This is a genomic window from Paenibacillus artemisiicola, assembly GCF_017652985.1.
GTDB lineage: Bacteria > Bacillota > Bacilli > Paenibacillales > Paenibacillaceae > Paenibacillus_Z > Paenibacillus_Z artemisiicola.
Window position 1 is genome coordinate 77,229 of record NZ_JAGGDJ010000008.1, and the last position, 19,656, is coordinate 96,884.

Annotated in this window: 17 protein-coding genes and 1 riboswitch; of the genes, 11 read left to right on the top strand and 6 right to left on the bottom strand. The window is 59.6% G+C overall.

Annotation, left to right across the window (positions count from 1 at the left end):
• Positions 1-98: 98 nt before the first annotated feature.
• On the bottom strand, positions 99-992 hold the full coding sequence (locus I8J29_RS13525) for a LysR family transcriptional regulator (RefSeq protein ID WP_208848111.1): 894 nt from the start codon (positions 990-992) through the stop codon (positions 99-101).
• Between the two features lie 238 nt (positions 993-1,230).
• Here I8J29_RS13525 and I8J29_RS13530 point away from each other — a divergent pair, with 238 nt between their 5' ends.
• Genes I8J29_RS13530 through sdhB form a run of 3 tightly spaced genes read left to right on the top strand, consistent with a single transcriptional unit; the run spans position 1,231 to position 4,458 of the window.
• Positions 1,231-1,902, top strand: coding sequence for a succinate dehydrogenase cytochrome b558 subunit (locus tag I8J29_RS13530; RefSeq protein WP_208848112.1), 672 nt, complete (start codon positions 1,231-1,233; stop codon positions 1,900-1,902).
• Positions 1,903-1,926: 24 nt separating this feature from the next.
• On the top strand, positions 1,927-3,675 hold the full coding sequence (gene sdhA, locus I8J29_RS13535) for a succinate dehydrogenase flavoprotein subunit (protein WP_090640765.1): 1,749 nt from the start codon (positions 1,927-1,929) through the stop codon (positions 3,673-3,675).
• Between the two features lie 18 nt (positions 3,676-3,693).
• Positions 3,694-4,458 (top strand): succinate dehydrogenase iron-sulfur subunit, encoded by a 765-nt coding sequence (gene sdhB, locus I8J29_RS13540; RefSeq protein ID WP_208848113.1) that lies wholly within the window; start codon positions 3,694-3,696, stop codon positions 4,456-4,458.
• Positions 4,459-4,919: 461 nt separating this feature from the next.
• Here the strand turns inward: sdhB and I8J29_RS13545 are convergent, their stop codons facing one another.
• Positions 4,920-5,228, bottom strand: coding sequence for a winged helix-turn-helix transcriptional regulator (locus tag I8J29_RS13545; RefSeq protein ID WP_338113150.1), 309 nt, complete (start codon positions 5,226-5,228; stop codon positions 4,920-4,922).
• 302 nt (positions 5,229-5,530) lie between these two features.
• Between I8J29_RS13545 and I8J29_RS13550 the strand changes: the two genes are divergently transcribed.
• Positions 5,531-6,397, top strand: coding sequence for a DUF695 domain-containing protein (locus I8J29_RS13550; RefSeq protein WP_208848114.1), 867 nt, complete (start codon positions 5,531-5,533; stop codon positions 6,395-6,397).
• On the opposite strand, the gene I8J29_RS13555 is transcribed toward I8J29_RS13550, so the two are convergent.
• The 3 genes from I8J29_RS13555 to I8J29_RS13565 form a co-directional block, all read right to left on the bottom strand.
• The gene (locus I8J29_RS13555; protein ID WP_208848115.1) at positions 6,362-7,264 is read right to left on the bottom strand and encodes an EamA family transporter; all 903 of its coding nucleotides are present in this window, start codon (positions 7,262-7,264) and stop codon (positions 6,362-6,364) included. The genes I8J29_RS13550 and I8J29_RS13555 overlap by 36 nt on opposite strands.
• 167 nt (positions 7,265-7,431) lie before the next feature.
• Positions 7,432-8,241: a histidinol-phosphatase gene (locus tag I8J29_RS13560; protein WP_208848116.1), complete on the bottom strand. Its 810-nt coding sequence runs from the start codon at positions 8,239-8,241 to the stop codon at positions 7,432-7,434.
• 11 nt (positions 8,242-8,252) lie between these two features.
• Positions 8,253-9,155, bottom strand: a complete 903-nt coding sequence (locus tag I8J29_RS13565) for a LysR family transcriptional regulator (protein WP_090640774.1) — start codon at positions 9,153-9,155, stop codon at positions 8,253-8,255.
• A gap of 193 nt (positions 9,156-9,348) precedes the next feature.
• Here I8J29_RS13565 and I8J29_RS13570 point away from each other — a divergent pair, with 193 nt between their 5' ends.
• Together I8J29_RS13570 and I8J29_RS13575 are read left to right on the top strand one after the other, a co-directional pair.
• On the top strand, positions 9,349-10,623 hold the full coding sequence (locus I8J29_RS13570) for an MFS transporter (RefSeq protein WP_208848117.1): 1,275 nt from the start codon (positions 9,349-9,351) through the stop codon (positions 10,621-10,623).
• Between the two features lie 51 nt (positions 10,624-10,674).
• Positions 10,675-11,328, top strand: a complete 654-nt coding sequence (locus I8J29_RS13575; RefSeq protein ID WP_208848118.1) for a metal-dependent hydrolase — start codon at positions 10,675-10,677, stop codon at positions 11,326-11,328.
• 111 nt (positions 11,329-11,439) lie between these two features.
• Here the strand turns inward: I8J29_RS13575 and corA are convergent, their stop codons facing one another.
• Positions 11,440-12,375, bottom strand: a complete 936-nt coding sequence (gene corA, locus I8J29_RS13580) for a magnesium/cobalt transporter CorA (RefSeq protein WP_208848119.1) — start codon at positions 12,373-12,375, stop codon at positions 11,440-11,442.
• Between the two features lie 505 nt (positions 12,376-12,880).
• A riboswitch (SAM riboswitch) is annotated at positions 12,881-12,988 on the top strand.
• Positions 12,989-13,081: 93 nt separating this feature from the next.
• Between corA and metA the strand changes: the two genes are divergently transcribed.
• The 5 genes from metA to I8J29_RS13605 all read left to right on the top strand — a co-directional run bounded on the left by metA (position 13,082) and on the right by I8J29_RS13605 (position 19,296).
• Positions 13,082-13,999 (top strand): homoserine O-acetyltransferase MetA, encoded by a 918-nt coding sequence (gene metA, locus I8J29_RS13585; RefSeq protein WP_208848120.1) that lies wholly within the window; start codon positions 13,082-13,084, stop codon positions 13,997-13,999.
• Between the two features lie 40 nt (positions 14,000-14,039).
• The gene (locus I8J29_RS13590; protein WP_208848121.1) at positions 14,040-15,200 is read left to right on the top strand and encodes a PLP-dependent transferase; all 1,161 of its coding nucleotides are present in this window, start codon (positions 14,040-14,042) and stop codon (positions 15,198-15,200) included.
• Positions 15,201-15,203: 3 nt separating this feature from the next.
• Positions 15,204-16,382: an aminotransferase class I/II-fold pyridoxal phosphate-dependent enzyme gene (locus I8J29_RS13595; protein WP_208848122.1), complete on the top strand. Its 1,179-nt coding sequence runs from the start codon at positions 15,204-15,206 to the stop codon at positions 16,380-16,382.
• A 169-nt stretch (positions 16,383-16,551) separates the two neighbouring features.
• Entirely contained in the window at positions 16,552-17,685 is a 1,134-nt protein-coding gene (gene mqnC, locus I8J29_RS13600; protein ID WP_208848123.1) for a cyclic dehypoxanthinyl futalosine synthase, read from the top strand.
• 633 nt (positions 17,686-18,318) lie between these two features.
• Entirely contained in the window at positions 18,319-19,296 is a 978-nt protein-coding gene (locus tag I8J29_RS13605; RefSeq protein ID WP_208848124.1) for a putative sporulation protein YtxC, read from the top strand.
• The last annotated feature ends 360 nt before the right edge of the window (positions 19,297-19,656 follow it).

Sequence of the window (19,656 nt, forward strand, 5' to 3'; positions counted from 1 at the left end):
GCGCCCGCCATCCATGGTATTGGATACGAAAAATGGCAAACAATAATGAGGGGATTGTTTCCGCCGGTTCCGCCCGGCGGTAATGGAACCCGAAGCCGCTAGACCGGCTTGTACTGGGCGGCGACCTCCTCGATCCAGCGGCGCACGGCGGGATTGAAGCCGTCCGACTGGTCGTAGATGAGCGACGTCGTCCGCTTCGATTCCTCCAGCTCGCGGATCGGGACGACCTGCAGGTCGTTGTCGGCCAGCATTTGCGGCCGCAGGTACGACTTGGGCAGCAGCGTTGCCGCGCGGCACGTATGGAGCAGGCGGAGAATCGCCTCGAATGAGTCGATCTCCATGCGGACATCGGGCAGCAGCCGGTATTTCTCGAACAGCTCGTCCGTCAGGATGCGGTACCAGGTTCCCTTGGAGAACAGAATCATCGGCAGGCCGTTCAGGTCCGTAATGACGGGCGCGTTCTTCTCCATTATAAAATGGTTGCGCGGCAGGACGAGGACGAGGTGGTCGTCGAACAGCGGCACGCACGTCAGCTGGGCGTCCTCGATCCGGGAGGCGACGATGCCGAGGTCGGCCTTCCGGTCCCGGATGAGCGTGACGATCTCGTGCGTCTTGCCCGTGATCGCTTTGATGTCGAGCTCCGGGCTCCGGGCCGTCAGCGCCTGGATGAGATCCGGCAGCGAGGTTTGCAGCGTCGTGAGGCTCGCGCCGATCGTGAAGGTCGCGCGTCCGGCATGCTTGTATTCCGCGAGCAGCTTCAGGAAGCGCAGATGCTGCTGCCGCGCCTCCACCGCGTAGTCGTACGTCAGCTGGCCGATGCGGGTCAGCTCCAGGCGTTTGCCGACGCGCCGGAAGAGCAGCGCGCCGAGCTCCTGCTCAAGCTTGGCGATTTTGCGGGAGAGGGCGGGCTGGGACAGATTGAGCGCCGCCGACGCTTTGTTCATGCTGGACTGTTCGACGACGACGGTAAACATGTTCAATTCTTCGAGCACGGCGTGCACAGCTCCTTTTCCGAAGTATCGTATATGCAAATAGGTTATAACTTTTAATGAATAATACGCAATTCCATTATAAGCGCAAAAGGAGTATCATGTGAAATGTGACCATTTTGTGTGAATCTATTATTTATTGACGCTCATCTGGGCTGAGGTTACAATGGAGAATGGTTTTGGCGAATGGCGAAAATTGGCGAATGGAACGCCACAGTTTGGAAAGGAGAACGTTTACGTTATGAAAGGAAATTCGTATTTATCGCGCAAGATTCACTCCTTGCTCGGAGTCATCCCGCTCGGCCTGTTCATCATCGAACACATGGTATCGAACTTCTCGGCCGTCGAGAAAGGGCCGCAGGGGTTCAAGGATACCGTCACGTTCCTGAATGACTTGCCGTTCGTCTTCGTCTTGGAGCTCGTCGGCATCTGGCTGCCGCTGCTGTTCCACGGCGTGTACGGCCTCTATGTGGCGTACCAATCCAACCTGAACACCGGCCGCTTCCAATACGGCCGCAACTGGGCGTTCACGCTGCAGCGGATCACCGGCGTGATCACCTTCATTTTTGTTTTCTGGCATATGTACCAAGCGAGGTTCCAAGTCATGATCGGCAACCTCACGCACGAAGAACTCGGCAATCAGATGCACTCGATCACGACGAACGGGTTCTACTTCGTGCTGTACGTCATCGGCATTCTGGCCGCGACCTTCCACTTCAGCAACGGCATGTGGGCGTTCCTCGTCAGCTGGGGCATCACGGTCGGACCTCGCGCGCAGCGCGTCTCCTCTTACATTTGGATGGGCGTGTTCGTAATCGTGGCGGTGTTGTTCTTGGCGTCGCTGATCGCCTTCCGCGGCGACGAATTCAAGGAGGCGGCTTCCGCTGCCCTGCAATTGACGAATCTCGTTTGAGTTTAAGACAAGGAGCGAAATGCAATGGCTAAAAACAGAATCATTGTCGTCGGCGGCGGACTCGCCGGCCTGATGGCTACCATAAAAGCCGCGGAAGCGGGCGTACACGTCGACCTGTTCTCGGTCGTGCCCGTCAAGCGGTCCCACTCGGTCTGCGCGCAAGGCGGCATCAACGGCGCGGTCAACACGAAGGGCGAAGGCGATTCCACGTGGGAACACTTCGACGATACGGTCTACGGCGGCGACTTCCTGGCGAACCAACCGCCGGTTAAAGCGATGTGCGACGCCGCCCCGGGCATCATCCACTTGATGGACCGGATGGGCGTCATGTTCAGCCGCACGCCGGAAGGTCTGCTCGACTTCCGCCGTTTCGGCGGCACGCAATACCACCGCACGGCGTTCGCCGGCGCGACGACCGGCCAGCAGCTGCTGTACGCGCTGGACGAACAAGTCCGCCGCTGGGAAACGGCCGGCCTCGTGACGAAGCGCGAGCACTGGGAATTCATGGGCGCGATCCTGGACGACGACGGCGTTTGCCGCGGCGTTTCCGCGCAGGACCTCCGCACGATGGAGATCCATACGTTCGCCGCGGACGCGACGATCCTGGCGACGGGCGGTCCCGGCATCATTTTCGGCAAAACGACGAACTCCGTCATCAACACGGGCACGGCCGCCAGCGCGGTCTACCAGCAAGGCGTGTACTACGCGAACGGCGAGTTCATCCAAATTCACCCGACGGCGATTCCGGGCGACGACAAGCTGCGCCTGATGTCGGAATCCGCGCGCGGCGAAGGCGGCCGGATCTGGACGTACAAGGATGGCAAGCCGTGGTACTTCCTCGAAGAGAAATACCCGGCCTACGGCAACCTGGTGCCGCGCGACATCGCGACGCGCGAGATCTTCGCGGTCTGCGTCGACGAGAAGCTCGGCATTAACGGCGAGAACATGGTGTACCTGGATCTGTCGCACAAGGATCCGAAGGAGCTGGACGTCAAGCTCGGCGGCATCATCGAGATCTACGAGAAATTCACGGGCGACGACCCGCGGAAAATTCCGATGAAGATTTTCCCGGCGGTTCACTATTCGATGGGCGGCATGTGGGTCGACTACAACCAGATGACCAACATTCCCGGCCTCTTCGCCTGCGGCGAATGCGAGTACCAATACCACGGCGCGAACCGTCTCGGCGCGAACTCCCTGCTGTCGGCCATCTACGGCGGCATGGTCACGGGACCGAAGGCCGTCGAATATATCAAAGGCTTGAAGAAATCGGCCGAAGACCTCCCGTCCTCCGTATACGACCGCGAGAAGAAGCGCCAAACGGACAAATACGAGGGCATCCTCAAGATGGACGGCACGGAAAACGCGTACGTGCTGCATAAAGAGCTCGGCGAGCTCATGACGAACAACATGACGGTCGTGCGCTTCAACAAGCGTCTGGAAGACACGATCTCGACGATCAAGGAACTGAAGCAGCGCTACCGCAACATCAACATCAACGATACGGCGCGCTGGAACAACGCGGGCGTGGCGTTCACCCGCCAGCTGTGGAACATGCTGGAGCTGTCCGAAGCGATGACGCTCGGCGCCCTGCTGCGGAACGAAAGCCGCGGCGCGCATTACAAGCCGGAATTCCCGGACCGCAACGACGAGGATTTCCTCAAGACGACGAAGGCCAAATGGACGGCGGAAGGGCCGCAAATCTCGTACGAGGACGTCGACGTGTCGCTGATCACGCCGCGTAAACGCGACTATTCCAAGAACAAGTCCTAGGAAGGAAGGAGAATCACGATGGCGGAAGCAGCAGTAGCAACGAAAACGGTCAAGCTGGTCATCACGCGCCAGGACGCGCCGGATTCCGCGCCGTATACGGAAGAATTCGAAGTGCCGTACCGCGCGAACATGAACGTAATCAGCGCGCTGATGGAAATTCAGCGCAACCCGAAGAAGAGCGACGGCCAGAAGACGGCTCCCGTTTGCTGGGAGTCCAATTGTCTGGAGGAGGTTTGCGGCGCTTGCTCCATGGTTATCAACGGCAAGCCGCGCCAAGCGTGCAGCTCGCTGATCGACAAATTGGAGCAGCCGGTCCGTCTCGCGCCGATGAAGACGTTCCCGGTCGTGCGCGACCTCGTCATCAATCGCGAGCGCATGTTCAACGCGCTGAAGCGCGTGAAGGCGTGGATCCCGATCGACGGTACGTACGATCTCGGCCCGGGCCCGCGGATGGCGGAAACGAAGCGCCAATGGGCGTACGAGCTGTCCAAGTGCATGACGTGCGGCGTCTGCCTGGAGTCGTGCCCGAACGTCAACGACCGGAACAGCTTCATCGGTCCGGCGGCGATTTCGCAGGTTCGCTTGTTCAACGCGCATCCGACGGGCGAAATGCACATGGAAGAGCGTCTCGACGCGCTTATGACCGACGGCGGGATCGAGGGCTGCGGCAACTCGCAGAACTGCGTGCGCTCGTGCCCGAAAGGCATTCCGCTGACGACGTCGATCGCGGCGATCAACAAAGATACGACGAAGCATCTGTTCAAGAAATGGCTGGGCATGTAGCTTCGGTTTGAGGAAAAAGCCGCCGCTTAGTTGGCGGGCGGAAGAGGCATTGCGGCAGGATGACCTTGCTGCGGTCCCCCCGGATGGGGCCGGCACGCCGTACGTCCTTTACGAATTCGCGCTCCGCGGTGCTTCGCACCAAAGTCGCTCGACTTCGTAAACGCCGTGCTCCGTGCCGGCCCGGGGGGCGCCGCTGCGGATTCCTGCGCGGTGCCTCTTTTTTGTCCGCCGCGCCAAGGGAGCGGCGGCTTTTGAAACCTGCGCTGGCGCGGGGGGAGGGCTGCGGCTCCCCCCGGATGGGGCCGGCATGCCGTACGATCTTTACGATTCGCGCTCCCGCGGTGCTTCGCACCAAAGTCGCTCCCATGCGCAAACCTGCGCACCGCCAAACGCAAAAGAGGCAGTCCCCGTCGGGAACTGCCTCTTTTGCTATAAGAGCATAAGCCGCGCGCTACGGCCGCTTAGCACCAATGTTCGCCCCAATCTTGAATGGAGCGGATAACGGGCTCTAATCCTTGCCCTTTGGCGGTTAATTCGTATTCGATCCGGACGGGCATCTCCGGATAAACGTTCCGTTTAATGATGTCGCACTGCTCGAGCTCCTTCATCCGGTCCGTGAGCATTTTGTCGCTCATTTCGGGAATCTGCTCTTTAATCTCCTTGAACCGTTTCGGTCCGCCCAGGAGCACGCGTATGATCAATCCGGTCCATTTTTTGCCGAGCAGCTCGGTAGCGCATTCGTACTTCGGGCACATTTTGGAATAATCCACGTTATCACCCCGCTTTCTGTTCTTTCTATTGTAACACAGGACGATTTGTAAAGGGAATGGATATTCGGCTTTCGCCCAAAAATACTTTTGAATTTGTATCAACTATACTTAAGTAAGTGCAAAATTCGCCGCGAAACGGTCTCACGCTTGTCTCAAAATCGGCTTCCCCGGAAATTTCGCTTATATTTGCCGGGACCGAAACCGAAATATTTTCTAGTACGCTGTCGAAATCGGCCTGCTATAATAGGGGAGCATGGAACGAAGCGAAAGAAAGCCGTACAAGGCGGCATCGAGGTGCTAGCATGGCAGACAATTGGGGATTTTACGAACGGCGCGACGGAGGCGAACAGCTGCGCGTGCTTGTCAATACGGGGTATAAAGACGATGAACCGGCGGCGGATTATCCGGACCTGCTGTCGATTACGGTCAATTTGTATCCGGTCCGCGATCAAGTGAAGACGAGACGGCAGTTCGTCGCGCAGCTCGAGGAATTGGAATCGAAGCTGGAAGCGTGGCTCGAGAGCGGTCGCGGGGCGATCTATGCCGGACGCATCAACGCGGCGACCCGCTTGGAGTTCTACTATTATTTGCCCGCGGACCGGCCGGGGGAGGACGCGCTGCGCGCTTGGGTGGACGAGCATTGGCCGCACCGGGCGCAGTGCTACGTGAAGCCGGATCCCCAGTGGGAATTTTACCGTTACCTGCTGCCGGACACGCTCGAGGAGCTGTTCGTTCATAACGCGCAGATGATCTACGCCCTCATTCATAAAGGCGATAAAATCGCGCAGCCGCGAAACGTCTATCATTGGCTGCTGTTCCGGGAGGACGAGGACCGGCTCGCGATGGAGCGGCTGCTGGAGAAGGAGGGGTATGTGATCGAGAAAGAGAAGGAGAGCAAGCCGGAGCAGGATTATCCGTATCCGCTCGTCATCAGCAAGTTCGAAGACGTCAAGCTCGATACGGTCAACGCCCGCGTCCGCGAGCTGCACCGGCTGCTAGCCGAACGGGACGGGCGGTACGACGGCTGGGGCGCGGTGATGCGCCTATCGCCGTCGAAGCGGTTCCGCCGCTATGTCCGCCGCCGGAAGGAGTCGGCGCAGCTGGCGCTGCGGCGCGTGCTGTCGTGGCGCTGCTCACAATCGAATCAGAACGAGGCCGGCAAACATTAAGACGAAGGCCGACCACTGCGGCGCGTTCAGCCGTTCGCGGTACAGCAGGATGGAGCCTGCGGCGACGACGAGGCTGTTCGCGGCGAAGATCGGCCCGGCGATGCTGGCTTGTCCCGTGCCGAGCGCGACCGCATAGAGCTGCAAGCCGGCGTACGAAAAGAGGCCGGCGATCAGCCCCCATTTCAAACCGGTACCCATGCCGGAGACGGCAAGCCGGCGCGTGCCGACGAAGTCCTCGATCCGGCCGACGGATCGGATGCGCGTGCGATCGCGGACGGCGTATATGACGAAGCCGGCGAACGACAGCGCATAGGCGACGAAGAGAACGGGGGAGCTGGCGAGACCCATCTCTTCGGTCACCTTCATGCCGCCGTTGCGCAGCGCGAACAACGCGATGCTGAGCCCGACGTACAGATGCCACGGCGGCCGGATGCCTTGCCGCCGGACGCCGGACTTCATGGAGATCAGCGCCACCGCGGCGAGCAGAAGAATCACGCCGGCAAGCTCGAACGCCGACAGCGCTTCGCCGTAGGCCGCGAGGCCGAGCGCGACCACGAGCAGCATGTTCATGTTCGTGAGGGGCGAGGTCAGACTGGCGGGACCGTATTCGAGCGCCTTCATGAACAAAGCGTTGCCAAGCGCGGAGCCGGCGCCGATGATCGTGCCGGCGAGCCAGACGCGGACGTCGGCCAAGCCCGCGAGGAGGCTGTGCTCCGCGGCGCCGTTCGCGGCGAAGCCCGCCGCGCCGGCAAAATAAAGTCCCAGAAACAGATAGGCGGGAGAACCGCCCTGCATCTGGGACACTTTCATCCACCAGCCCGCAAGCCCGAAGAGCAATGCGCTGCCGACGGCTGCCGCAAACCACATGTCGTTCACCTTTCTGCCGGGACGCGCGAAAAATTGTCACACAACTGAAATGTTCCTGTTATGGTCCCATTACATTCGTGGGGTAAGATACTGACCAAGACCCCCTTTTGATTATATATGCGTTGTTGGACCTGCCGCGTGCAGGTCCCCTTTTTTTGTCCGGAGGGTCAGAGCGGCACGACGACCGGCTGGCGGTTTTTGTAGTATTGCCACTGCGTGAAGCCGATTTCCTTCAGCCGCTTCGCGACCCGGTCCCAATCCTCGCCGACGCGGCTCGGCTTGTGGGCGTCGGAGCCGAACGTGACGGCCACGCCGAAATGGCGGGCCCGTTCCAGAATCGCATCCGACGGGTACCAGCCGCCGACGTCCTTGGTGCCGCCCGACGTATTGATTTCAATGGCGACCCGGCTGTCCGCGATCAGCTTCAGCGCTTCGTCGACGGCGTCCTCCGCCGGGATGTCCGCGAACGCCGGGTAGTAGCCTTTCATCGCGTCGATATGGCCGAGGATCTGGAACATGCCGCTCTGCGCGGACTGGCCGATCAGCTTGTAATAGAGCCGCTTCTGGTCCAGCTGCTTCTCCGCCGACAAGCCTTTCCACCGATTGCGGTTGAATATGCTGACGCCGCCCGACTGGTGCACGGAGCCGATGACGTAATCGAACGGAATCGGCTCGTAGACGGCGCGGTAGACGTCGGCGTGCTCCGGGAAGAAGTCCGACTCCACCCCGAGCAGCACGTCGATTTTGCCTTCGTATTTCGCTTTCAGGCGCTGGACTTCCTCGATATAATGCGCGAATTCGCTTCGGGCCATCGCGATGCCCGGGTTCGGGTGATCGTGCTCGCTCGCGAAATAAGGCGAGTGGTCCGAGATTCCGATGACGCCGAGCCCTTCCTTGATCGCCGCTTGAATATAATCCTCGATCGTATCGTCCGCGTGTCCGCACCGGAAATGATGCGTATGTAAGTCGAATTTCATGATGGCTCCTCCTATTCGCTGCTGATGAATTGATCTTCCGGCATGCCCTTCAGGTCGCTCAAAAACTGCTGCATCGCGGAATTGATGTATCGTCCCGACTTGTAGACGAGTCCGACGGGGTGGCTCATGTCCAGTTCGTTCACCTTGATGCGCTTCAGCGTGCCGAGGCGCACTTCGTTGGCGATGGCGAGCTTGGAGACGACGGCCGCGCCGAGGTTGATTTCCACCATGCGCTTGACTTCCTCGCTGCTCGACAGCTCCATGACGATGTTCGGCTGCAGGTCGTATCTGCGGAAAATTTGGTCCAGGAACCGCCGTCCTAACGTATCGGGCGACAGCATAATCATGGGTATGTCCTTCAGCGATTCAACGGTAGTATGCTTCAATTCGCTCATCGGATGCTCCGGCGCGACGACCAGCTCGTACGTGTCGTAGTACAGAATCGCCGTCTCCACGTTCGGATTGCGTTCGGTCAGGTACGTAATGCCGATATCGACGCTGCCGTTCTCGACGCTGGCCATGACGCCGGTCGACGGCATGGAATGGATGGTCGTCTTGATGAGCGGGAATTGGTTTTGAAAATAAGACAGCACGCGCGGCAAAATCTGAATGGCGATGGAGGAGGTGGTGCCGAGCACGATGTGGCCTTGCGGCGTCTGGTTGAGGTCGGACAGCTTCTGTTTGAGCTCCTCCACGATGGCGAGAATCCGCTCCGCGTGGTCCAGGAACACCTGGCCGCGGTCGGTGAGCGTAACGGGCTGGTTCCGATCGATTAGCACCGTCTTAAACTCGTCCTCGAGACTTTTGATTTGCGCGGATACGGCCGGCTGCGTCAGATTGAGCAGCTCGCCCGCTTTGCGGAAGCTCATGGTGCGGGAAATCGTCAACAACGTTTCAAGCTGGTTAATGTTCACGGAAGCCCTCCCTGTCTATTAAAGTTTTTTATCACCCTGCCTTATTATTATAAATGATAATCCGGCGAACAGCAAAGAACGGGAGGCCGATTCCGCCCGGCTTCACAATACCTTTAGAAGGATTCATGGGACAATTGTCGAAAGGTCTGATAAAGTGTAAGCCAAAAGCGCTATAAAGGAGCGAAACGACCGCATGGATCCGAAGGCAGTCAGAAGCTGGATCATGTACGACTGGGCGAATTCCGCGTTCGCCACGACGATTATGGCCGCGGTGATGCCGGTCTTCTACAAGGAAGTCGCGGGCGCCGGGCTTGCGGGCAATACCGCGGAAAACTATTGGGGGTTCACGCAGACGGCAGCGATGATTCTGGTCGCGATCCTGTGCCCGATCCTGGGCGCCGTCGCCGATTATACCGGTTCGAAGGTCAGGTTCTTGTCGGTCTTCATGTTCATCGGGGCCGCGTCCTGCGTCGGCATGGCCTTCATCGGCGAGGACGGATGGCTGCTCGCGTCGATTCTTGTCGTGATCGGCACGATCGGCTTCGCCGCTTCGAATACGTTTTACGACGCGCTGCTGCCGAGCGTCTCGACGCCCGGGACGATGAACGCCGTCAGCAACAAAGGATATGCGATGGGTTATTTGGGCGGCGGATTGCTGCTGTCGGCGAATCTTGTTATGATATTATTTTACGATAAACTGGGCTTTCCGTCGAAGACGGCGGCGACGCAGACGGTCTTCGCGACGGTCGGCGTCTGGTGGATCCTGTTCTCGCTTCCCGTCATGCGCAACGTCAAGGAGAAGGCGGGCGCGCATGTCTCCGGCATCGATGCGGCGATCGGCGGCGGCCTTGCCCGGATCCGGGCAACGGCGGGCACGTTGAAGCGCTATCCCGAGCTGCTCAAGTACATGGCGGCGTTCTGGTTCTTCAACGACGGCATCAACACCGTCATCGTCATGGCGACGATTTACGGCAGCGGCATCGGCATCGAATCGAACGATCTGATCGCCGCGCTGCTGATCACGCAGTTCGTGGGGTATCCCAGCACGCTGCTGTTCATCAAGTTCGCGAGGCGGATCGGCATCAAACCGTCCATTTACAGCTCGCTGCTCGTCTACGTGCTCATCGTCATTTTGGGCTTCTTCATGACGAGCGCCCTTCATTTCTATTTGCTGGCCGCGCTGGTCGGCCTCGTGCAGGGCGGCAGCCAGGCGACGGCCAGATCGCTGTACGCCGAGCTCGTGCCGCCTTCGCGGACGGCGGAGTTTTTCGGCTTCCTCAGCCTGTCCAGCAAGTTCGCGTCCGTCGCGGGCCCGTTCGTCTTCTCGGTCGTGGGCACGCTGACGGGCTCGAGCCGTTACGGCATTTTGGCGCTGTTGGCCTTTTTTATCATCGGCATCGCGATTCTGGTCGCCGTGAACGTGGAGAAGGGACGGCAGGAAGCGCTGGCGGGGGAAGCGGCGTCGTAGAACGGATCGGGAAAGCACCGGAGTCAGTCGCAAGGGGAGAGGACGCGCAATATGAAAGGAACGACGCATCTGGCGATCGGGGTCGCCATCGGCGTCGCGGCCGCGGCAAGCCATCCGTTCGCGGCGAAGCATGCCGCGCTCTATGTCGCGGTGGCGGCGTTCTCGGCGCTCGGCGCGGATCTGGACGGCACGAGCCTGCTGAGCGGCAAGCTGAACCGCACGGCCAAGACGATCCATTGGCTGCTGATCTGGGGCGGCCTCGCGCTCGCGGCCGCCGCGGCCGGCGTATTCGCGGCGAAAGGCGAGCTGCGTCCGGAGTGGGCGGTACCGGCGGTGATCGTGCTGCTGCTCGGGCTGGTACTCGGGAACGGCACCATCCGCAACGCGCTCGTCTGCGCGATCGGGCTCGGGCTGCTGTACGGCGGCTTCGCCGGGGAGATGAGCTGGCTGATCGGCCTCGGCGTCTTCATCGCCTGGGTGCCTTGGCTGAATCATCGCGGTCTAAGCCATACGGCCTGGGCGGTCGCGGCTTGGTGGGGAATCGGCCTGGGGCTGGAGCGGCAGCTGGCGCTGGACGGCATCGCGCAGACGGCGATGTGGGGCTATCTGTCCCATCTGATCGCCGACACGCTTACGCCGAGCGGCGTCAAATGGCTGTATCCGCTGACGAAGAAGACGTTCAAGCTGCCGATCGGCAAGCTGTAACGCCGCCTAGGCGGACGCGGCGTGGGGACACGGTTCCCGCGCGCAAACGAAAAAGCTCTCCAAGGACCGCGGTCCTTGGAGAGCTTTTGTTCGTTTCCGATGAATCGGCATTCAGAGCCATTCCTTCTTGCGGAAGATGAAGAACATGCCGAAGCCGAGCATCAGCATGAACGTCAGCAGAACGTAAGAGCCGCCGTGCAGATGAAGCAGCGGGATATAATCGAAGTTCATGCCGTAGATGCCGGTCAGGAACGTCAGCGGCATGAAGATCGTCGTCAGCGCCGTGAACACGCGCATGATTTCGTTGGCGCGGTTGGCCAGGCTGGACTGATACGCTTCTCGCAAGTTGCCCATGAGATCGCGGTACGTCTCGAACGTTTCGGCGATCTTCACCGCGTTCTCGTAGATGTCGCTGAAATATTTTTGGAGCTGGTCGTCGATCAGCTTCAGGTCCTTCTTGTTGAGCGTCGCGATTAATTCCTTCTGCGGGCCGAGCACCTTCTTCAGCCACAGAATTTCGGACCGGAGGCCGATGATTTCGTTCAGATGCGACTTCTTGGTGTGAACGAGGATGTCTTCCTCGAGACTCTCGATGCGCGCCTCGATCCGATCGCCGACGAGGAAGTAATTATCGACGACGATGTCGACGAGATGATACAGGAAGTAGTCCGGCCGGCTGACCTGCTCCTCGAGCAGAATCGGCTTCAACGTGCGGAGCTCGTTGATTTTTTGCTTCGTAACGGTAATGATATAATGGCGGCCCAGAAAAATGTTCAGCGCCCGCAGGAAAATTTCTTCGTCGTCGAACCGGATGCTGTTGATGACCAGGAAATAATGGCCTTCGTGGATTTCGATTTTCGGCCGCTGCTCTTCTTCGCTCAAGCAGTCCTCGACCGCCAGATCGTGCAGCGAGAACAGCGGCTGCAGGACTTCCAGATCGTCCACGCCCGCGTCGATCCAATAGAATCCTTCGGCAGGCGGAATCGTCGCCGTCGCAATATCTTCGATCGGCGCGAACACGCCTTGCGTTACATGACGGATTTTCATCCGCGCTCCTCCTCTCTTGCCCTAATGCTGATTGTTTCCCGGATGCCGGCATGAGGAAGGAAGCGCGTGCGAATACGCCTATCGGCCCATTCGCTTCACCGCATCGTATGTAAAGCGCGGAGGTACGAATAGGACCGAACGGGCGCAAGCGGACGCGCTGCTGTTCCTGCTAGCCGGTAATCGATGCGGACGCGCGCAGGAACCGCGGCGAAATGCGCGGGTTCGATGCGGTTGTCCGCAGGCCTCGGGTCGCCTTCCATATTCGTAAACACCCCTTTGTAAATTCCGATTTTTGATTGCGCTCGCGCAATCCTTGTCTAGTATACTCCGACAATGTCTTTCCATACAAGAAGAAAAGCGGCGGGTGTCCCCACGTCATACCATATGCGGGGAAAAGCCCGCCGTGACACGTTTTTTGCCCGGTCCGGCGGCGATGCCTTGACGGAAACGGCGGAATGAATTAAAGTATTTCCATAACGTGTTCGCACAATTAAATAAGCAAGCTTTCTTATCAAGAGCAGGCGGAGGGACTAGCCCGATGAAGCCCGGCAACCGGCGTGAGAACGCACGGTGCTAATTCTTGCGGAAACGTCAGGTTTCTGAGAGATGAGAGGCGCATGTACGATAAAGTGATGCCCCTCTCTGCGGAGAGGGGCTGTTTTCGTTCACGCTCCTCAGTAAAAATTCACGACTGGAGTGAGTAGACATGCCGATTAAAGTACCGGACCAATTGCCCGCGAAAGACATTCTCGCGGAGGAGAATATCTTCGTGATGGACGAAAGCGTCGCCTATCACCAGGACATCCGCCCGCTGCGGATCGCTATTTTGAACCTGATGCCGAACAAGGAAATCACCGAGACCCAGCTGCTGCGGCTCATCGGCAACACGCCGCTTCAGGTCGAGGTCGTGCTGATCCATCCGAAGACGCATACGTCCAAGAATACGTCCGCGAAGCATCTGGACTCGTTCTATAAGACGTTCGACGACATCAAGCATCTGTATTTTGACGGCATGGTCATCACGGGCGCGCCGGTCGAGACGATGGATTTTGAAGACGTCAACTATTGGGAAGAACTGAAGGATATCATGGATTGGTCCGCGCGCAAGGTCACGTCGACGTTCCATATCTGTTGGGCCGCGCAGGCGGGCCTGTACCACCATTACGGCGTGCCGAAGCACGATCTGTCCGAGAAAATGTTCGGCGTCTTCCCGCATCAGATCGAGAAGCGCAACGTGCCGCTGATGAGAGGCTTCGACGAGCAGTTCTTCGTTCCGCAGTCGCGCCATACGGAAGTGCGCCGCGAGGACATCGAGAAAGTCGCCGACCTGGACATTTTGTCGCATTCGCCGGAAGCCGGCGTCTACCTCGTCGCGTCCCGCAGCGGACGGCAGATCTTCGTGACGGGCCACTCCGAATACGATCCCGCGTCGCTGAAGGCCGAATACGACCGCGACCGGGCGAAGGGCATGGACATCGCCATTCCGAAGAATTACTACCCGAACGACGATCCGTCGAAGCAGCCGCTGTCCACCTGGCGCTCGCACGCGAACCTGCTGTTCTCGAACTGGCTCAACTACTACGTGTACCAGCAAACCCCGTACGACTTGGGGGCAGGCATTTAGCTTCATCTAATATGCAACGGAGAGGGAGAGAACGCAGTCCATGAAAATCGAAAGCCGCCTCGCGCAAATTGGATCCATTAAAGAGCCCGTCACCGGAGCCGTCAGCTTCCCGGTATACCAATCGACCGCCTTCCGCCACCCGCGCCTCGGAGAGAGCACCGGCTTCGACTACGCCCGCACGAAGAGCCCGACCCGCACCGTCCTGGAAGAAGCCGCGGCGGAGCTGGAGTCCGGCGACGCCGGCTTCGCCTGCAGCAGCGGCATGGCCGCGTTGACGACGATTTTCTCGCTGTTCGGGCAAGGCGACCACCTGCTCGTGTCGCTCGACCTGTACGGCGGCACGTACCGGCTGCTCGAGCGGATCATGTCCCGCTTCGGCGTAACGGCTTCCTACGTGGATACGAACGATCTCGACGCGCTGAACACGCTCGTTACGCCTTCGACGAAGGCGATTCTCATCGAGACGCCGACCAATCCGCTTATGATGATCACGGACCTCGAACGCGTCTGCGCCTGGGCGAAGTCGAAGCACCTGCTCAGCATCGTCGACAACACGCTGCTGACGCCGTTCTTCCAGCGCCCGATCGAGCTCGGCGCCGACATCGTCGTGCACAGCGCGACGAAATACCTCGGCGGCCACAACGACGTGCTGGCCGGGCTGATCGTGACGAAGGGCAAGGAGCTGTCTGAACAAATGGCGTTCCTGCACAACTCGCTCGGCGCCGTGCTCGGGCCGCAGGATTCCTGGCTGCTCATGCGGGGCATGAAGACGCTGGCCCTGCGCATGGAGCGCCATCAAGCCAACGCGACGGCGATCGCGAACTGGCTGCTGACGCACGAAGCGGTCGACGTGGTGTATTATCCGGCGCTTCCGCATCACCCCGGACACGAGGAGCAGAGCCGCCAATCGTCCGGCAACACCGGCATTTTCTCGTTCCGCCTGAAGAACGCGGCCTACGTCGAGCCGATCCTGCGCCACGTGAAGCTGATCGCGTTCGCCGAGAGCCTGGGCGGCGTCGAGTCGCTCATGACGTATCCGGCGGTGCAGACGCACGCGGACATTCCGCTCGAGATTCGCGAGCGGATCGGCGTCGACGACCGGCTGCTGCGCTTCTCCGTCGGCATCGAGCACCAGGATGACTTGATCGCGGATCTGGCGCAGGCGTTCGAAGCGGCCAAACGCGAAATCGGGGAGGCTTAGAAGATGTCCAACCAACAAGAGCGCGACCCGAACAAGAAGCCCGAGACGCGATTCGCCACGAAGCTGATCCATTTCGGTTCGGAAATCGACGAGCATACCGGCGCGTCCAGCGTGCCGATCTATCAAGCGTCGACGTTCCACCATCACGATATTTTCAACCCGCCGGTCCATGATTACAGCCGTTCCGGCAATCCGACGCGCCAAGCGCTGGAAGACTACATCGCGGTGCTGGAGGGCGGCGTCCGCGGTTTCGCCTTCGCCTCCGGCATGGCCGCGATCTCGACGGCGTTCCTGCTGTTCTCGACCGGCGACCACGTCATCGTGACGGAGGACGTATACGGCGGCACCTACCGGCTGCTGACCACGGTGCTGAACCGGCTCGGCATCGACTCCACGTTCGTGGACATGACCGATTTCGCGGCGGTCCGGGCGGCGCTGAAGCCGAACACGAAGGCCGTTTTCATGGAGACGCCGTCGAACCCGACGCTCAAGATCACCGACATCGGCGAAATCGCGGCATGGGCGAAGCGGCATGACCTCATCACGCTGCTGGACAATACCTTCATGACGCCGTATCACCAGCGGCCGATCGAGCTCGGCGTCGACATCGTGCTGCACAGCGCGACGAAGTTTCTCGGCGGCCACAGCGACGTGCTGGCGGGACTGGCCGTCGCGGCGGACGACGGCCTCGCGCGCCGCTTGAAGCAGCTGCAGAACGGCCTCGGCACGGTGCTCGGCTCGCAAGAGTCGTGGCTGCTGATGCGCGGCATGAAGACGCTGCAGGCGCGCATGGAGCACAGCGAGCGGAGCGCCCGCAAGCTGGCGGAATGGCTGAACGCGCACCCGGCGGTGACGCACGTCTACTTCCCGGGCTTGGCGGATCACCCGCGCCGGGACGTGCACGAGAAGCAGTCCAAGGGCTACGGCGCGGTCGTCTCGTTCGACGTCGGCGACGGAGAACGCGCGAAAGCCGTGCTGTCCCGCGTGAAGATTCCGCTCGTCGCGGTCAGCCTCGGCGCCGTCGAAAGCATTCTGTCGTATCCGGCGATGATGTCCCACGCCGCGATGCCGCCCGAAGTGCGCCAAGAGCGCGGGATCACGGACGGCCTGCTGCGGTATTCCGTCGGCCTGGAAGACATCGACGATCTCATCGCGGATCTGGATCAAGCGCTGAACGGGTAAATGGCGCAAATTAAGCAATGCGCGGCAGTCCGGACGGACTAGCCGCGTTTTTCGTCATGTTGGCGGAGATTTGCTGGCCCGGACGTCAAATGACGGCCGTTATCGTTTGTGGTAGACTGAAGTGAACCTACAAGGTACGGAATCGGATAGAGAGAAGGAGGTCTCCGCATTGCAAAACGTGGACCGCATACTGGATCAAGCATTGCAGGGGAATCGGATCGGATTGGAAGAGATCGTGACGCTGTTTGAATCCGACGAAATCGAAAAAATGGGGCATGTCGCCAATCAGCTGATGCTGCGGCGCCACCCGGAGCCGATCACGACGTTCGTCATCGGCCGCAATATTAACTATACGAACATTTGCGACGTCTACTGCCGCTTCTGCGCGTTCTATCGTCCGCCGGGCTCGAAAGAGGGCTACGTGCTGCCGGACGAGACGATTTTGCAGAAGATCAAGGAAACGACGGACGTGAACGGAACCGAAATCCTGATGCAGGGCGGCGTCAACCCGGACCTGCCGTTTACGTATTATTTGGAGCTCCTGCGCAAAATCAAACAACAATTTCCGGCGATCACCATGCATTCGTTCTCGCCGGCGGAGATTCAGAAGATGGTGACGCTGTCCGGCTTGTCGCTGGAGCAGGTGTTGATCGAGCTGAACCAGGCCGGCCTCGATTCGCTGCCGGGCGGAGGCGGCGAGATTCTCGACGACCGCACCCGGCGGAAGATCAGCCGCCTGAAAGGCTCCTGGACGGACTGGATGGACGTCATGCGCACCGCGCATAAGGTCGGCATGAACACGACGGCGACGATGGTCATCGGGTTCGGCGAGGAGATGGAGGAGCGCGCGCTCCATCTGCTGCGCGTCCGCGACGCGCAGGACGACTGCCTCGCGAACGGTTACAACTCCAAAGGCTTCCTGGCGTTCATTCCGTGGACGTTCCAGCCGGAGAACACGAACATGAAGCGGGAAAAGGCGACGCCGGAGGAATACTTGAAGACGCTGGCGATCAGCCGCATCGCGCTCGACAACATCGACAATTTCCAGTCGTCTTGGGTGACGATGGGACCGGAGATCGGCAAGTTGACGCTGTCTTACGGCTGCAACGACTTCGGCAGCACGATGATCGAGGAGAACGTAGTCTCCGCGGCCGGCACGACGCACAAGGTCAACATCGGCTCGACGCTGCGGATCATCCGCGAAGCGGGCAAAATTCCGGCCCAGCGGAACACGAAATACGAGATCTTGAAAGTGTTCGAGGGATCCGAGCAAGCGACGAACGATTTCATCATGCAAAATTAATCCGGATGCGAAAGCTTCCTTTCGGCGAACCGACGGTTTGCCGAAAGGGAGCTTTTTTTATGCGCCGCTAGCACGCTTCGCGGCCGCGAGAATACCGCCATTCCGTTTTCCTTGCCACATCCCCCCTTTCATCCCAAGTCCTCGCCAGCGCAGCCAGCGCATTCATCGTATATCTGGTTTCGCTGAACCATATACTGTTAAGGAACCTCGGAATCGCGGATTCAGCTCGAAAACGCAGGACATTCCGGCTCGCGGAGAGCCTTGCGCGGCTTCGATAACCGCAGCCGTACAGCGGAGATATACGGCTTGGGTCGCCGGCCGGAGCCGACTGTCAAACCCAGGGCGACCCATGCGCTTCGACGCTAATCGCCTCGAACGGGCCTTTGCCATCGCTATAGCTGTCTTTGCTCATGCTTTCGAAGTCGGTTTTTGCTCTAAATGGTCGGTCTTCCGACCACTCAAATACGCAAAAACTAAGCCTATGCTTTCGAAGTCAGTTTTTGCTCTAAATGGTCGGTCTTCCGACCACTCAAATACGCAAAAACTCAAGCTAATGCTTTCGAAGTCAGTTTTTGCTCTAAATGGTCGGTCTTCCGACCACTCAAATACGCAAAAACTTTTAGGAGTGAGCCTATGGAACTTTTCACCGTTTCTTTGCACTCGGCTTCTACCGAAGCGATCGACCGGCTTCACCGGTATTTATGCGTAGAAATCGCCGACTTACATAGTGCCGATCACGCCGTTTTCGCCGGATTCGCCCGACCTTCCCATACGAACATGGAGATCGCCTGCATCGCCGACCTCCCGCGGTTCCGGCTGCAGGACGACGGCCCGGCGATTTACCGGACGGCGGCGGTCGCGTTCGCGCGTTATATCATGAACGAGCTCGAGCCCATGCTGCTGCGCGCGATCATCCGCAAGCAATACCGCTACGAGGAAGCGGGGGAGATCGAGTCGCTCTCGCGCTACTGCCACAACATTCTGTACGGCTCCGGAACCGCCTCGCCGCAGGAGGAAGACAACGCCGCGGACATGCGGCACTCGGACCTCGAACGCAGACTGGGCAAAATCGCCGACGAGCTGGAACAGTTCCTGTCGAGCAACACGCGGCTTCACCTGGACGGCTTCGTGTCGTTCCGGCTGGCGTCCTATTGGCAGGAGCTGCGGGACGTCGTCGCCTACGCCGTGGACGAATACGTGATGGATAAACAGTACCAAGAGTTCATCTCCCTGCTCAAATATTTCGTGCGCATGCAGGAAGTGAAGCTGCCGATCGTGCACGTGCTCCATAAGGGCGGCAGCGAGTTCGTGCTTTACGACCAGGAATTCCAGCTGCTCGACACGGTTCCGGCCGACCGCATCGTAGCCGAGATGCTGGAGTCCGAAATGAACATGGAGGACATGATCGTCAGCACGCTGATCACGGTGTCCCCGCAGCAGATCGTCATCCACACCAGGCAGCCGGAGCTTCCGGTCATGCGGACGCTGGAGACGATTTTCGAGCAGCGCGTCCGGCTGTGCTGCTCCTGCGGCCAATGCGGCCATCATTTCGACGAATCCGGACGCCCGAGTCCCGAGTCCGGGAAGCGGGTCCGCAACGTCAGCCCGTAAGCCGCAAGCAGGTTCGGGCTTGACCTCGCCGTGCGCGCGTCATATAATTAAGGTATCTAAAAGCATTGACAAAGACATGTATCTCCGTCCCCGCACGGTCCAGAGAGAGGAGCCCCGGCTGAAAGTTCCTCGCGCTGCAGCGGCGATATACCCCTTTGTAGCTGTGAGGTTGAAACCAAGCGTCTCGTTTGGCGGTAAGCCGCACCGGTTCGTTCCCGTTACGGAACCTCGACAAGGATCGGCTCTCGCTTCGGTACGGAGACCGCCGATTGAATTAGGGTGGAACCACGGGTCAATGACAAGCACTCGTCCCTTCGCGGGATGCGTGCTTTTTTTATTGCGCGCATGTCCGCAGCCAAT

Coding starts and splice junctions, on each gene's coding strand:
- I8J29_RS13560 (WP_208848116.1), bottom strand. CDS start 8,241: ATGAAATTCGACTTACATACGCATCATTTCCGGTGCGGACACGCGGAC.
- corA (WP_208848119.1), bottom strand. CDS start 12,375: ATGAAAATCCGTCATGTAACGCAAGGCGTGTTCGCGCCGATCGAAGAT.
- I8J29_RS13570 (WP_208848117.1), top strand. CDS start 9,349: ATGGATCCGAAGGCAGTCAGAAGCTGGATCATGTACGACTGGGCGAAT.
- I8J29_RS13530 (WP_208848112.1), top strand. CDS start 1,231: ATGAAAGGAAATTCGTATTTATCGCGCAAGATTCACTCCTTGCTCGGA.
- I8J29_RS13575 (WP_208848118.1), top strand. CDS start 10,675: ATGAAAGGAACGACGCATCTGGCGATCGGGGTCGCCATCGGCGTCGCG.
- sdhB (WP_208848113.1), top strand. CDS start 3,694: ATGGCGGAAGCAGCAGTAGCAACGAAAACGGTCAAGCTGGTCATCACG.
- sdhA (WP_090640765.1), top strand. CDS start 1,927: ATGGCTAAAAACAGAATCATTGTCGTCGGCGGCGGACTCGCCGGCCTG.
- I8J29_RS13555 (WP_208848115.1), bottom strand. CDS start 7,264: ATGTGGTTTGCGGCAGCCGTCGGCAGCGCATTGCTCTTCGGGCTTGCG.
- I8J29_RS13590 (WP_208848121.1), top strand. CDS start 14,040: ATGAAAATCGAAAGCCGCCTCGCGCAAATTGGATCCATTAAAGAGCCC.
- I8J29_RS13550 (WP_208848114.1), top strand. CDS start 5,531: ATGGCAGACAATTGGGGATTTTACGAACGGCGCGACGGAGGCGAACAG.
- I8J29_RS13605 (WP_208848124.1), top strand. CDS start 18,319: ATGGAACTTTTCACCGTTTCTTTGCACTCGGCTTCTACCGAAGCGATC.
- metA (WP_208848120.1), top strand. CDS start 13,082: ATGCCGATTAAAGTACCGGACCAATTGCCCGCGAAAGACATTCTCGCG.
- I8J29_RS13595 (WP_208848122.1), top strand. CDS start 15,204: ATGTCCAACCAACAAGAGCGCGACCCGAACAAGAAGCCCGAGACGCGA.